This window comes from Streptomyces sp. SAJ15 (assembly GCF_007595705.1).
In the GTDB taxonomy this organism is placed as follows: domain Bacteria; phylum Actinomycetota; class Actinomycetes; order Streptomycetales; family Streptomycetaceae; genus Streptomyces.
Genome location: NZ_NISY01000016.1, coordinates 39,654 through 53,219 on the forward strand (window position 1 = coordinate 39,654; position 13,566 = coordinate 53,219).

Annotated in this window: 11 protein-coding genes and 1 pseudogene; 5 read left to right on the forward strand and 7 right to left on the reverse strand. The window is 74.6% G+C overall.

Features of this window, described 5'->3' with window-relative positions:
* Positions 1-78 precede the first annotated feature (78 nt).
* The gene (locus CD790_RS29645) at positions 79-636 is read right to left on the reverse strand and encodes a flavin reductase family protein (RefSeq protein WP_260867992.1); all 558 of its coding nucleotides are present in this window, start codon (positions 634-636) and stop codon (positions 79-81) included.
* Between the two features lie 389 nt (positions 637-1,025).
* Between CD790_RS29645 and cdgB the strand changes: the two genes are divergently transcribed.
* Together cdgB and CD790_RS29655 are read left to right on the forward strand one after the other, a co-directional pair.
* Positions 1,026-2,699, forward strand: coding sequence for a diguanylate cyclase CdgB (cdgB, locus tag CD790_RS29650; RefSeq protein WP_144386458.1), 1,674 nt, complete (start codon positions 1,026-1,028; stop codon positions 2,697-2,699).
* A gap of 117 nt (positions 2,700-2,816) precedes the next feature.
* Positions 2,817-3,827, forward strand: coding sequence for a carbohydrate-binding protein (locus CD790_RS29655; RefSeq protein WP_144386459.1), 1,011 nt, complete (start codon positions 2,817-2,819; stop codon positions 3,825-3,827).
* Between the two features lie 65 nt (positions 3,828-3,892).
* Here CD790_RS29655 and CD790_RS29660 read toward each other — a convergent pair whose 3' ends face one another.
* From CD790_RS29660 to CD790_RS29680, 5 genes and pseudogenes are all read right to left on the reverse strand, one after another.
* Positions 3,893-4,843, reverse strand: a complete 951-nt coding sequence (locus tag CD790_RS29660; protein ID WP_144386460.1) for a class II fructose-bisphosphate aldolase — start codon at positions 4,841-4,843, stop codon at positions 3,893-3,895.
* Positions 4,844-4,942: 99 nt separating this feature from the next.
* Entirely contained in the window at positions 4,943-5,893 is a 951-nt protein-coding gene (locus tag CD790_RS29665; RefSeq protein WP_144386461.1) for a 1-phosphofructokinase family hexose kinase, read from the reverse strand.
* Between the two features lie 153 nt (positions 5,894-6,046).
* On the reverse strand, positions 6,047-7,240 hold the full coding sequence (gene nagA, locus CD790_RS29670; protein WP_144386462.1) for an N-acetylglucosamine-6-phosphate deacetylase: 1,194 nt from the start codon (positions 7,238-7,240) through the stop codon (positions 6,047-6,049).
* A gap of 191 nt (positions 7,241-7,431) precedes the next feature.
* Positions 7,432-8,349 (reverse strand): annotated as a pseudogene (locus CD790_RS29675) (ROK family protein); the annotation flags it as partial.
* A 171-nt stretch (positions 8,350-8,520) separates the two neighbouring features.
* Complete coding sequence (locus CD790_RS29680) at positions 8,521-9,567, reverse strand: SIS domain-containing protein (protein WP_260867993.1); 1,047 nt, start codon at positions 9,565-9,567, stop codon at positions 8,521-8,523.
* Between the two features lie 354 nt (positions 9,568-9,921).
* Between CD790_RS29680 and CD790_RS29685 the strand changes: the two genes are divergently transcribed.
* The 3 genes from CD790_RS29685 to otsB all read left to right on the forward strand — a co-directional run bounded on the left by CD790_RS29685 (position 9,922) and on the right by otsB (position 12,612).
* On the forward strand, positions 9,922-11,148 hold the full coding sequence (locus CD790_RS29685; protein WP_186319299.1) for an extracellular solute-binding protein: 1,227 nt from the start codon (positions 9,922-9,924) through the stop codon (positions 11,146-11,148).
* Between the two features lie 259 nt (positions 11,149-11,407).
* On the forward strand, positions 11,408-11,605 hold the full coding sequence (locus CD790_RS37025) for a DUF3263 domain-containing protein (RefSeq protein WP_144386518.1): 198 nt from the start codon (positions 11,408-11,410) through the stop codon (positions 11,603-11,605).
* A gap of 143 nt (positions 11,606-11,748) precedes the next feature.
* Entirely contained in the window at positions 11,749-12,612 is an 864-nt protein-coding gene (gene otsB / locus CD790_RS29695) for a trehalose-phosphatase (RefSeq protein ID WP_144386464.1), read from the forward strand.
* Positions 12,613-12,632: 20 nt separating this feature from the next.
* On the opposite strand, the gene CD790_RS29700 is transcribed toward otsB, so the two are convergent.
* Entirely contained in the window at positions 12,633-13,472 is an 840-nt protein-coding gene (locus tag CD790_RS29700) for an endonuclease/exonuclease/phosphatase family protein (RefSeq protein WP_260868004.1), read from the reverse strand.
* Positions 13,473-13,566 lie beyond the last annotated feature (94 nt).

Sequence of the window (13,566 nt, forward strand, 5' to 3'; positions counted from 1 at the left end):
TCCGGTCGTCGGACGGTCCGGGGGTGTTCCCGCTCCGGCCGTCGGCGACCGGCCTCCCCCGGCTCCGCCCGCCCCGGATCAGTCCAGCGCGCGGTAGCGCCCGCGGAAGTACATCAGGGGCCCGCCCTCCGCGCTCGGCGTGGCGGCCGTGAGCACCCGGCCGACGACCAGCGTGTGATCGCCGGCGGTCACCCGCTGCTCGGTGCGGCACTCCAGGGTGGCCAGCGCCCCGCCCACCAGCGGGGCCCCCGAGGCCGCGCCGCGCGTGGTGGCGAGGTCCTGGAAGAGCAGCCGGTCGCTGATCCGGCCCTTCATGGCGAAGCGCCCCGCCACCTGGCGCTGGCTCTCGGCCAGGATCGAGACCGCCCACAGCGGCTGCCGGGACAGCAACTCCGCCATCCGCGACTCGTTGCGCACGCTCACCATCACCAGCGGCGGGTCGAGCGACACGGACAGGAACGCGGTGGCGGTCATTCCGACGTCCTCGCCGCGCGGACCGTCCTCGGGGTCGTGCGCGGTCACCAACACCACGCCCGCGGCCAGCCGCGACAGCGCGGCACGGAACTCGTCGTCGCTCACACCCTCAGCATGGGGCACGGCGGACTCGGTGGTCGTGGAAGGCGCGGTCGAGAACACACCGGCACGCTAGCCCGGCCGGCCGCGGCGGCGCATCGGCCCCGGGTACCAGTCGGGGCGTAGGTCTTCCGGAGGAGCGGGCGCGGGGCGACGGTTGCCGGGAGTCACCACGGGCCGTCGGGGAGCGGTCGCGAAGGTGCCGGGGCAGCGCTCGGCGGGCGCCCAAGGGGGAGGCTGCCTCCCTATTTGCCCTATTTGCGTTCAGGAAAACTGGGAGCGCTCACATAACGCCCTGCCAGGCATCGAACACGCACTGTGACATGAGTCACAGCGGGGGGTAATTGTTGACCCTGTGTACCTGGCGAGCAGCTCGCTGTGATTCAGTGGCGAGGGCAATCGGAGGACAAGAAGCCAGGAGTTGCTGTCGAGGTCTCGGGGGAGAGCGCGTGATGGAGACCGAGTCGGAGCCGTACATCCGCCTAGCGACGCTGCGGCAGCTGCATCAAGTGGTCGCCGACCTGAACACCGCGCGCAGCCTGGCCGACACCCTGCAGACCGTCGCCGACGGCATCATCGCCGGGCTCGGCTACGAGCTGTCGGCCGTCAACCTGGTCCGCCCCGACGGTGATCTCGTCGTCGCCGCGGTGGCCGGCAGTCCCGGCGCCGAAGCCCTGATGGCGGGCCGGGTCGGCTCTCGGACCTCATGGGAGCGGCGGCTCGCGATGGGCGACCGCTGGGGTGACCTCCGCTTCATCCCGTACACCGAGGGCTGGGTGCTGGACGACGACGACGTGCCGCAGTGGCACAGCCCCGGACCCGCGCCGCGGTTCGCCGACGAGTGGCACCCCATGGACCGGCTCTTCGCCCCGATGTACGCGCAGGGCGCCTCCGGCGGCGAACTCATCGGCGTCATCTCCGTCGACAAGCCGCGCAACGGGCGCCGACCCGGCGCATGGGGGCGCGAGGCGTTGCAGATGTACGCCTTCCACGCCGCGATTGCGATCGGCAACGCCCGACTGCGTGCAAACATGCAGCGCGCCCTGGTCCGGCTGGAGCGGGAGCAGCAGGCGCTGCGGGCCAGCGAGGAGAGCTTCCGGCAGGCGTTCGAGTACGCGCCCAGCGGCATGGCCATCGCCGAGATGGGAGGAGACCAGCACGGCCGGCTGCTGCGCACCAACGACGCGCTGTGCCGGCTGCTGGGCCGCCCCGCCTCCGTGATGCGCCGCTACTCCTTCTCCGACCTGGTCCACCCGGAGGACATCGGCACGCTGCTGCGCACCTCCGCCGAGGGAGGCCGCGCCGAGCTGCGACTGGCGCGCCGGGACGGCACCTACGTCTGGGTGTCGCTGCGGAACTCGGTGGTGGCCGACGCCGCCGACGGGCCGCGGTTCCTGCTCACCCACGTCGAGGACATCGAGGAGCGCAAGCGGCACGAGCTGCACCTGGCCCACCGGGCCAGCCATGACTCGCTGACCGGACTGCCGAACAGCGCCGAGCTGCGCGCCCGGCTCGGCGCCCGGCTGTGCGCCCATCCGCCCATGCCGCCCGGTGACCCCTCCGCGCCCACCCTCGACGCCACCATCACCGGACCCGCCGGGCTGCCCGACGAGGGCGACCACGGCTTCGGCGTGGACGGCTTCACCCACGGCGGTCCGCTCGCCGACGGCGGCCCCTTCGACCACCATGTGCACACCTACGCCCCCGACGAGGACGTCGACGACGGCCGCAAGGGGCTCGCGGTGCTCTTCTGCGACCTCGACGGCTTCAAGTCGATCAACGACCGGTTCGGGCACCACACCGGTGACGCGGTCCTCATCGAGGTGGCCCGTCGACTCAGCGACGGGGTGCGCGAGGGCGACACCGTCGCCCGACTCGGCGGTGACGAGTTCGTCGTCCTCGCCGACGGCCTGGGCCGGGCCGACGCGGCCGACCTGGCGGTCCGGCTGCGCAACGCGATCATCCCGCCGATCCGGGTGGACGGACGGGCGGTGCGGGTCGGCGCCAGCTTCGGCATCAGTTGGGCGGGCTGCGGCATGTCCGCGGAAGAGGTGCTGCAATCCGCTGACCAGCGGATGTACCGGGAGAAGCGATCCCGCTCCCGGGACCGGCGGCGGGCCGGCTGAGATCCACGACCGCAAGACGATCACTGCTGACCGGCATACCGTCACCGGATGGCGGTAGGCTCCGCGCATACGTGCCAGGGGGCTGATGGCCATACGCATTGGGGAGTGACGAGAGGCATGACCGCCGGCAACAACGGGAACGGCGCGGACACGCCGGAGAACGACGACCCGTTCGCCTACCTCTACCGCCAGGACGATGACGGGACCGGCCAGGGGGGCCAGCCGCAGCGCACCGGAGGCTACGGCTACCCCGGCCCCGGCACGCCACCCCAGCCCGGCGTTCCCCGCACCTCGTACAACCACGTCCGCGCGGTGGGCGAACGGACCTATGGCGGCCAGCAGAGCTATGCCCAGCAGCCCCCGACGTACGGTCAGCAGGGATACGGCCAGCAGGGATACGGCGCCCAGCGCAACGCCCACTACGCCGCCCCCGAGACCCTCCCGGGGGGCGCCCCCCGCCAGCCCGCCCCGCCCGGCGGCGGCCGCGGCTCCGGCGGCGGCCGCGGGCCGAACATCAAGGGCCTGCTCATCGGGGCGATAGCCGTCGTCGCCGTGGTCGTCACCGGCATCGGCGTGGCGATAGTGACCAACGGGGACGACAAGAAGAAGGAACAGGCGAACGAGGAGACCACGGAGCCGACGGGCGCGGCGAGCGTCCAGCCGAAGGAACCCTCGGAGAAGCCCTCCCAGAAGCCCGCGCCGCTGCCGACCGACGACGCGTCGGGGCTCACCCTGGCCGGCGGGGCGGCCGTGGCCAGCGAGATCAAGGGCGCCCAGGCCAAGGGCGGCACATACGTGGGGGGCTTCAACAAGGTCGGGGCCTCGGCCACCTGGAGCCTGGACGTTCCGGATTCCGGGAAGTACACGCTGTTCGTCGGCTACGGCGTCCCGGGCAAGGACGCCAGCTCCACCCTCACGATCAACGGCCAGGCCCGCACCCAGTCGCTGAACTTGAAGAACTGGGCCAAGGCCGGCGAGGGCCAGTGGGACAAGGGGTGGACCCACTCCTACGCCTGGCTTGAGCTGAACAAGGGCACCAACACCATCAAGATCTCCTGCGAGCAGGGCGACAAGTGTGAATTCAACCTCGACCAGGTGTGGATGAAGACCGGTCATGTGACCAAGTGATCCCGCGCCCTCGGTAGACGCCGACGGCCCGCCGCGCACGCGGCGGGCCGTCGCGGCGTCCGGGGTCAGTGCGCCGCGGCCAGCACTCCCAGGAAGTGCGCCACCGTGCGGGCCATCGCGTCACGGGCCGGGGTGAGGTAGCGGCGGGGGTCCACGGTGGTGCCGTCGGACTCCAGGAAGGCGCGGACGGCGGCGGTGTAGGCGGCGTTGAGGGCCGTGCCGACGTTGATCTTCGACATCCCGGCGGCGACGGCGTGGCGGAGTTCGGAGTCGGGGACGCCGGAGGAGCCGTGCAGGACGAGGGGGACCGGGACGGCGGCGCGCAGCCGGGTGATCAGGGCGTGGTCCAGGGCCGCGGTGCGCTCGGTCATCGCGTGGGAGCTGCCGACGGCCACGGCCAGGGCGTCGACGCCGGTGGCCGCCACATAGGCGGCGGCCTCGGCCGGGTCGGTCCGTACGCCCGGGGTGTGCGCGTTCAGCGCCGGGCCTGCTGTCTCCCTCCCGCCCAAGCTTGCTGTCTCCCTCCCACCCAAGCTGGCTGTCTCCCTCCCACCCGAGCTTGCTGTCTCCCTCCCACCCGACCCTGGTTTACCGCCCACTCGACCCAGCTCCGCCTCGACCCAGATGTCACGCTCATGGCCCCACCGGACGGCCTCGGCGGTGGCCTTGACATTGGCGTCGTACGGCAGCGCTGAGGCGTCGTACATGACGGAGCCGAAGCCGGCGGCATGGGCCGCGCGGAGCAGCTCGACGCTCTCCACATGGTCCAGGTGGAGCGCGAGGGGCGCTTTGGAGGCGTGCGCGACGGCCGTCGCGGCGGCGGCGACGGGGGCCAGTCGACCGCCGTGGAACCTCACCGCGTTCTCGGATATCTGGAGGATGGCGGGGACCCCGGCGGCCTCCGCGCCGGCGGCGATGGCCTCGGCGTGCTCCAGCGTGATGACGTTGAACGCGGCGACCCCGTGGCCCCGGGCGTGGGCGGTGCGGACGAGCTCCGCGGTGCGGACGAGTGTCATGACGGTCGGACCCCCAATTCCGGGCCGCACGCGGCCCTGATCGGCTTGCGCGTTCGCCTGCTCGTTGCTCCCCCGTGCCGGTCGTGCCCGGCCGGGCCGCTACGCCACCGCCGGGTGCTCGGTGATCCGTATGTGCGGCAGCGCCTCCTCGTAGGTGGCCCGGTCGAACTCGCCGGCCGCGGGCGCGCGGACCGTCGCCGCCGCCAGCGCGACCGCGCGGGCCAGCCGGTGGGGCCAGGACAACCCCTCGACGAGGCCGGACAGCAGCCCGGCGACGGCCGAGTCGCCGGCGCCGGTCGGATTGCCGGCAAGCCGGCGCGGCGGGGTGGCGCGCCAGGCGGTGTCGGCGGTGACGGCGAGCATGCCGTCGGCGCCGAGGGAGGCGGCGACCGCGTGCGCCCCGCGCCGCCGGGCCTCGCGCGCCGCCCGCACCGGCTCGGTGGAACCGGTCAGCCCGGCCAGCTCGTCGGCGTTGGGCTTCACGATGTCGGGGCGGGCGGCGATGCCGCGCCGCAGCGGCTCGCCGCTGGTGTCCAGCAGCACCGGCACGCCGGCGGCGCGCGCGTCCCGGACCAGCCGCGCGTACATCCCCACCGGCACCCCGGGCGGCAGGCTGCCGCACAGCGCGACCGCCGCCGCCTCGCGCAGCAGCCGCCCATAGCTCTCGATGAAGTCGGACCACTCGGCGGAGGTGACCGGCGGCCCCGGCTCGTTGAGCTGGGTGGTGTCGCCGGTGTGGGCGTCCACGACGCCCACGGTGCGCCGGGTGGTGCCGGCTGTCGGCAGCAGCGCGTCGGTGATCCTGCCCCGGAGCGTCCCGGACGCGCCGAGGGCGGCCAGCTGGGCGCGCAGCGCGCTGCCGGTCGGGCCGCCGGCGAAGCCGGTGACGACGGTGTCGTGGCCGAGCGCGGCCAGCACCCGGGCGACGTTCAGCCCCTTGCCGCCGGGCCGTTCGACGACCTCGGCGACGCGGTGCGTGGTGTGCGGGCGCAGCCGGGGGACGCGGTAGGTGATGTCGAGGGCGGCGTTGAGCGTGACCGTGAGGATCACCGTGGCAACCCCTTCTTCCCTGGCTCTGCGGCGCTGCGTGTCACTCGACGTCAGACCTGCGGTGGACCTGTGCGTGTGTGCGTCAGCGATCATGCCATCGGGTCGGGCCGCGGGCGACCCCTCGGGCGGTCCCTCTTACGTCATGGCGGGATGTCAGCCCTTGCCCGGCTCGATGACCCAGTCGCCCTTCCGCATCACGCCGACGAGCGCGAACGCGTCGTCCAGGACGACGAGGTCCGCGTCCTTGCCGGCCTCCAGCGAGCCGACCCGGTCGGCCAGGCCGAGGACGCGGGCGGGGGTGGCCGACAGGGCGCGCGTCGCCTGCTCCACCGTCAGGCCGTCGACGGTCACGGCCCGCTGGAACGCGTGGTCCAGGGTGAGCGTGGAACCTGCGATCGAACCGGCCGTCGGCCCGTCGCTGATCCGGGCCACCCCGTCTTTGACCTCGACCCGCATCGGACCGAGCGGGTAGATCCCGTCGCTCATGCCGGCCGCGCCCATGGCGTCGGTGATGAAGGCGACGCGGTCCGCGCCCGCGCGGTGGAACGCCAGCTCCAGCACGGCCGGGTGCAGATGCGTGCCGTCGTTGATCAGCTCCACGGTGACCCGCTCGTCCTCCAGCAGCGCGGCGATCGGCCCCGGCGCGCGGTGCAGCAGCGAGGGCATCGCGTTGAAGAGGTGGGTGGCCACGGTCGCGCCCGCCTCGATGGCCTCGGCGGTGGCCGCGTAGTCGGAGTCGGTGTGGCCGACGGCGGCGATGACCCCGTGGTCGACCAGCAGTCGTACGGAGTCCAGCCCGCCGGGCAGTTCGGGGGCGAGCGTCATCATCTTCGCCGTGCCGCGCGCCGCGTCGACGAGCTTGCGGACGTCGGCGGGGTCCGGGTCGCGCAGCAGCGAGGGCTGGTGGGCGCCGCAGCGGTGCGGGGAGATGAACGGGCCCTCGAAGTGCAGTCCGGCCAGCTCGCCCTGCTCGACCAGCTCGGACAGGGCCGCCGCCTGCCGGGCGAGGTCGTCGAGGTCGCCGGTGACGGTGGAGGCCAGCATGGTCGTGGTGCCGTGCCGGCGGTGGGTGCCGATGGCGGTGAGGGCCTCGTCGGCGGTGCCGGCGGAGAAGGAGGCGCCACCGCCGCCGTGTACGTGCATGTCGACGAAGCCGGGGACGAGCCAGTGGCCGCTGAGGTCATGGGTGTCCGCGGTCGGCTCGGCGCCGGCCCGGGCGCCCTCGGGGCGCGCGTCCTCGGCCTGGGCGGCGACGATCCGGGATCCCTCGACGGTGACCCGGCCGTTGTCGACGACACCGGTGGGGAGCACCACGCGGGCACCTGCGAGAACCGTTCTGGGGGCCATCAGGCGGTTACCTCCGTGGATGGGTGGGATTCGAGGGATGCGGTGGTGGGGCGGGGGGAGGGCGGCCGTTCGGCCGGGGCGCCCGGTGCGGCCCGGTCGCCGCCGCCGTCCTCGGCGGCCGGGGCGGTCGCGGTGGGCGCGGTGGATCGCGTCGCCGCGGGCTCCGTGGCCTCGCCGGGCTCCGGGTCCGCGGTGGAGACCAGATCCCAGGCGAGCAGCCCGGCGCCCAGGCAGCCGGCGGTGTCGCCGAGGGCCGCGGGCACGATCTCCGGGAGCTTCTGGAAGGTCACGCGCTCCGCGACCGCGGCGCGCAGCGGAGCGAAGAGCGTGTCTCCCGCCTCGGCCAGCCCGCCGCCGATGATCAGCGTGCGCGGGTCCAGCAGGGTCAGCCCGATGACCAGGCCGTCGGCGAGGGCGGCGACGGCCTCGTCCCAGACGGCGCGGGCGCGCGGGTCGCCGGACTCGACGGCCTTGGCGCAGTCGGCGGCGTCGGCCTCAGGGTCGCCCCCGGCGGCCGCCCAGGCGCGGCTCACGGCGCCCGCGGAGGCCAGCGTCTCCAGGCAGCCGCGCTGCCCGCAGCCGCAGGCCGGGCCGCCGGGCCGGACCACGATGTGCCCGATCTCGCCGGCGCAGCCGTGCGCGCCGGCCTCGATCCGGCCCCCGATGCCGATCGCGCCGGCGATGCCGGTGCCCAGCGGCATGAAGAGGAAGCGGTCGGCGCCCCTGCCGGCCCCGATCCGCCCCTCGGCGAGCCCGCCGGTCCGTACGTCGTGGCCGAGCGCCACGGGCACCCCGCCGAGCCGCTCGGACAGCAGCGCGCGCATCGGGACGTCGTGCCACCCGAGGTTCGCGGCGTACACCGCGATGCCGCCGGGCTCGTCGACGATCCCCGGCACGGCCACCCCGGCCGCGAGGGCGGACTCCCCGAGGCGGGCCCGCCCGAGCTCGGCCAGCTCCGCCGCGAAGTCCAGGATTCCGGCGACCACCGCCTCCGCGCCCCGCTCACGGCCGGTCGGCCGGCGCCCCTCGTACAGCAGCGCGCCATCCGCCCCGACCAGGGCCGCCTTCATGCCGGTGCCGCCCACATCGAGGGCGATGACGTGTCTCACGGGTGACAGTGTCGCTCGCCCGTGCGCAAAAGGTCTAGTCCACTATCGGGGTGTCCCTCCATCGGGGGTGTGCCTCGCGGGGGGCGGCCCGCCCCGGGTACGCCCGGCCGTCCGCGCGCCGGCCGTCCGCGCGCCGGGTGCCGGGCGTCGTCCGCGGGGGAGGGGGCGTGATCAGTGCGGCCGGTCGGTGAGGATCACGCTGCGGGTGAGGTTGCGCGGGCGGTCGGGGTCACAGCCGCGGGCCTCGGCGACGGCCACGGCGAGCCGTTGGGCACGGATCAGGTCGGCCAGGGGATCGAGCCCCGCTTCGGCGACCAGGGTGCCGCCCGCGCGCGCCACGTCGTCGGCCAGGCCCGCCGGGACCGGTCCGAAGATCCAGGTGACGCGGGTGGGGGCGGTGATGGCGAGGGGGCCGTGGCGGTACTCCATGGCGGGGTAGGACTCGGTCCACGCCCCGGCGGCCTCGCGCATCTTCAGGGCGGCCTCCTGGGCCAGCCCGTAGGCCCAGCCCCGCCCCAGGAAGGTCCACTGGGTGGCGGCGAGCGGCGCCTCGGGCAGGGGGCGGCGCAGCGCCGTCTCCGCGTCGGCCGCGGCCTCGGCGACGGTCGCCACGCCCGCGGGGAGCGGCCCGTGCGCCTCCAGGCCGGCGCGCAGCAGGGCCAGCGCGGTGGTGGCGAAGCGGGTCTGCACCACGGACTCCTCGTCGGCCCAGTCCAGCACCACGACCTCGTCGGCGGCCCGCATGACCGGAGTCCCGGGGTCCGCGGTCAGCGCGGTCGTCGCCGTGCGGCCGCGCACCGCGCCGAGCAACTCCAGGACCTCGGTGGTGGTGCCGGAACGGGTGATGGCGACCACCCGGTCGTAGGCCCGGCCCACCGGGAACTCCGAGGCCGCGAAGGCGTCCGTCTCGCCCTGCCCGGCGGCCTCGCGGAGCGCCGCGTACGCCTGCGCCATGAACCACGAGGTGCCGCACCCGGTCACCGCCACCCGCTCGCCGGGCAGCGGCAGCCCCCGGGCGGTGGCGGCGGCGGACGCGGCCCGGCGCCAGCACTCCGGCTGGGTGGCGATCTCACGTGCCGTACGCGAGGCCGCGGACGGAGGTCCGCACGGAGCGGCGGAAGCGGAAGGGGAACCGGAAGCGGAAGGGGACACGGAAGCGGCGGGGGAACCGGAAGCCGCGGCGGCGGATGCGGCGGCGGACTGTTCGGCTGCGGTCATCTGTGGCTGCTCCTCGCGTGACGGCTCTACGGGCACCGTGGCGCGGGTGGCGACGCGGGGCCAGGGCGTTACAGGACAAGGGAGTTGGGGCCGGAACCCGGTGTCGGGGGTGGCCCCCACAGCGACGTGGATAGCAGCCCCTTTCGGCTCATGGGAAGGCCGGTATCAAAGCGAGATCGGCCATGGTGTAGACCTTGTGTAGGTATGCGGGGGAGACTCGCTACTCGTGCCGGCGTTCTGGAAGCGGAAACTCCGGTAGGGCAAAGGGGACATACAAACCACAAGGTGGGTAGCGGGCAAGTGCAGCGGCGGCGTTTCTTGGGTCTTTCGGCGGCGGGTGCCGCCACGGCGGCGATGGCACCTGCCCTCACGTCCTGCTCGGGCTCCGGTTCCGATTCCGGCAAGGTGACCCTGAAGCTGGTCGCCGCCGACTACGGCGATTCCGCGGCCAACACCTCGCAGAAGTACTGGGACCGGCTGGCGGTCGCCTTCGAGGCCGACCACAAGGACATCACCCTCGACGTCAAGGTCCTGAGCTGGACCGAGGTCGACCGCAGGGTCGCCGAGATGGTCAAGGACGGTGACGCCCCCGACCTGGCCCAGATCGGCGCCTACGCCGACTACGCGGCCGCCGGCAAGCTCTACCGCGCCGACCAGCTGCTCTCCATACCCACCCAGGCGAGCTTCATCAGCTCCGTGGCCCGCGCCGGTGAGGTGCGGCGGGTGCAGTACGGGCTCCCCTTCGTCTCCAGCGCCCGACTGCTCTTCTACAACGAGAAGCTCTTCACCGCCGCCGGCATCAGCTCCCCGCCCGAGTCCTGGGACGAGCTGAAGGCCGCCGCCGTCAAGCTCAAGTCGGCGGGTGTGAAGATCCCGTACGGTCTGCCCCTCGGTCCCGAGGAGGCGCCCGCCGAGACCATGATGTGGATGCTCAGCGGCGGTGGCGGCTACACCGACGCCAACGGCGCCTACACCATCGACTCCGTCGAGAACATCAAGACCTTCGAGTGGCTGCGGGACGAGCTCGTCGGTACCGGCCTGACCGGCGCCGGCTCCCCCGGCCGCACCAACCGCCAGGACGTCTTCGACGCGTTCGTCCGCGGCGAGGTCGGCATGCTCAACGGCCACCCCACGCTGATGAAGCAGGCGGAGGAGGGCGGCGTCAGGTTCGGCACCGCCCCGCTCCCCGGCGTCAACGGCAAGTCCAAGTCCACGATGGGCGTCGCCGACTGGATGATGGCCTTCAACCAGAACGGCAAGCGCCGGGAGATCGGCGCCTTCCTCGACTTCGTCTACACGAAGAAGAACGTCCTGGACTTCACCGGCCAGTACGACCTGCTGCCGGTCACCACCGACGCCTCCGAGGCGATGCGCGCGGACGAGGACTTCAAGCCGGTCTGGGAGTTCCTCGACGAGCTGGAGAGCGCCGAGTTCTACCCGGCGGACAAGACCTCCTGGGCCACGGTGAGCAAGTCGATCAAGCAGAAGATCGGCACGGTCGTCGCCAAGGGCGCCGACCCGGCGAGCATCCTGGGCGAGCTCCAGCGCGAGGCGGACACCACGGAGAACGCGAAGCGCTAGGCGGCGACCGCGCGGCCGGCCCCCGCCCCGGGGTCCGGCCCGCCGGGTACGCCCGGTCGGGCGCGGTGGCAAGGTGGAAGACGTGACCGAGAACCAGCCCAGCGAGCCCGACCGGCCCGGCACGCCGCCCGGGGAGCACCGCCCGTCCGACGACCCCGGGACCCGGCCGGCGCCCGCCGAGGAAGACACCGAGGGAGACACCGAGGGAGACGCCGAGGGAGGCGCCGACACCGGTGGACTCTCCGAGCGCGACCGGGCGCTGCTCGCCGTGGAGCGGCGCGGCTGGCCCGGCCCCGGCGCCAAGGAACGCGCCATCCGCGAGCGGCTCGGCATCTCGCCCACCCGCTACTACCAGCTCCTCAACGCCCTCCTCGACGACCCCCGCGCCCTGGCGCACGACCCGGTGACGGTCAATCGCCTCCGCCGCGTCCGCGAGGAGCGCCGGGCCCGCCGCTGAGACGCGGCGCCCACCCGGGCGGCGGGGCGACGCGGACGCCCCTCTGGGACGCGACGCCACTCGGGCGGCGGATGCGACGTTCCCGGGGACGGGCCCGCGCGGCCCCGTGTCGCCTTCGGGGCGGCGTCGGTAGGGTCGGCCGCATGGGCAGCCACCCTCTCCCCGTACCCGCGACGCCCGCCGGACGGGATGGACTCGCCGCCATCATCGAGCGGCCGGACCGGGCCGTGATGGCCCTCGACTTCGACGGCACCCTCGCCGAGATCGTCCCCGATCCCGAGCAGGCCCGCGCCCACCCCGACGCCCTCCCCGCCCTCGCCCGGCTGGCCCCCAGGCTGGGCTCCGTCGCCGTGCTCACCGGTCGCCCGGCCGGGGTCGCGGTGCGCTACGGCGGCTTCGCCGGCGTGCCCGGACTGGAGGGCCTCACCGTGCTCGGCCACTACGGCGCCGAACGCTGGGACGCGGGCAGCGGCGAACTCAGCGCCCCGCCGCCCCACCCGGGCGTCGCCGCCGTCCAGGCCGAGCTGCCGGAGGTGCTGGAGCCCGGCGGCCTCGCGGACGGCGCCCGGGTCGAGGACAAGGGCCGCGCCGTCGCGGTGCACACCCGCCGGGCCCCCGACCCCCAGGCCGCCTTCGACCGGCTCCGGGAGCCGCTCCAGCGGCTCGCCGAGCGACACGGGCTGATCGTCGAGCCCGGCCGCTACGTCCTGGAACTCCGCCCGCCGGGCATGGACAAGGGCGTCGCCCTCACCGAGTACGTCCGCGAGACCGGTGCCGGCGCGGTCCTCTACGCCGGCGACGACCTCGGCGACCTCGCCGCCTTCGCCGCCGTCGAGGACCTCCGCGCCGACGGCCTCCCCGGTCTGCTGGTGTGCAGCGGCAGCGACGAGGTCACCGAACTCGCCGCCCGCGCCGACCTGGTGGTCGACGGCCCGCGCGGCGTCGTCACCCTGCTCACCGCCCTCGCCGACACCCTGGCCCGCGACCAGGCGACGTCCGGCGGCTGAGCCCGGCGCGCCGCCTCGCCTCACGACGGCAGGGCCAGGTCCGCCACCACGGCGGCGTGGTCGGAGGGCCAGACGCCCGACACGGGGGCGTCGCCGGTGCGGCGGACGGCACGGACATGGCCGAGGCCGTCCGGGCCGGGGAGGCCGACGTGGATGTAGTCGATGCGCGCGCTGGGTTCGAAGCCGGCGGCGACATGCGGGTTGGCGCGGTCCCAGGTGACCGCGGGGGCGGCCGGGTCGGCGTACTCCCAGGCGTCCACCAGGACCTGGCCGGGCACCACGGGCGCGGTGCGGAAGCCGCCGAGGAGACGGATCTCGTCGGAGTCGGGGACGGCGTTGAAGTCGCCGGTCACCACGGGCGGGAAGGCGGTGTCGCCGCTGTGCGAGGCGACGAACTCGGCGAGCGCCGCCACCTGGGCGCACCGCACCGCCGACTCGTACGGGGCCTGGTTGAGGTGCGCCGTGAAGAACGGTACCCGCGCCCCCGGCGCGGCGATCAGCGCGTGCAGGGCCAGCCGGCCGTCGTCGGCGCCGCCCGCCGTGGGCAGCCGCAGCACGTCGCGGTCGACGATCGGCCACCGGCTCAGCACCGCGTTGCCGACGTCGAGCGTGTCGTCGTCCACCCGCCGGCGCCAGCGGTCCGGCATCTCGGACGCCGCCCAGGTCCAGGCCCACTCCTCGCCCGGCTCCCGCGACAGCTCCGCCGCCAGCCAGGCCGCCAGGTTCTCCGAGCCGTCCCCCCACACCTCCTGCAGCCCGATGACGTCGGGCCGGGTGGCGCGCAGCACCGTCGCGATCGCCTCGCGCCGCTCCCGCCACGCGCCGAAGCGCCACCACACGTTCCAGGTCAGCACGCGCAGCACGGCGCCGCGCCCGGCGCCGGCCGCACCGGTCGAGCCCGCTGCGGCGTCCTCCGCCCCGGCCGCGCCGGCCCCCGTGTCTTCCGCGCCGGCC

Excerpts from the sequence above, each read along its gene's own strand:
- cdgB (WP_144386458.1), top strand. The coding sequence starts at position 1,026 with ATGGAGACCGAGTCGGAGCCGTACATCCGCCTAGCGACGCTGCGGCAG.
- CD790_RS29655 (WP_144386459.1), top strand. The coding sequence starts at position 2,817 with ATGACCGCCGGCAACAACGGGAACGGCGCGGACACGCCGGAGAACGAC.
- CD790_RS29660 (WP_144386460.1), bottom strand. The coding sequence starts at position 4,843 with ATGACACTCGTCCGCACCGCGGAGCTCGTCCGCACCGCCCACGCCCGG.
- nagA (WP_144386462.1), bottom strand. The coding sequence starts at position 7,240 with ATGGCCCCCAGAACGGTTCTCGCAGGTGCCCGCGTGGTGCTCCCCACC.
- CD790_RS29680 (WP_260867993.1), bottom strand. The coding sequence starts at position 9,567 with ATGACCGCAGCCGAACAGTCCGCCGCCGCATCCGCCGCCGCGGCTTCC.
- CD790_RS29685 (WP_186319299.1), top strand. The coding sequence starts at position 9,922 with ATGGCACCTGCCCTCACGTCCTGCTCGGGCTCCGGTTCCGATTCCGGC.
- otsB (WP_144386464.1), top strand. The coding sequence starts at position 11,749 with ATGGGCAGCCACCCTCTCCCCGTACCCGCGACGCCCGCCGGACGGGAT.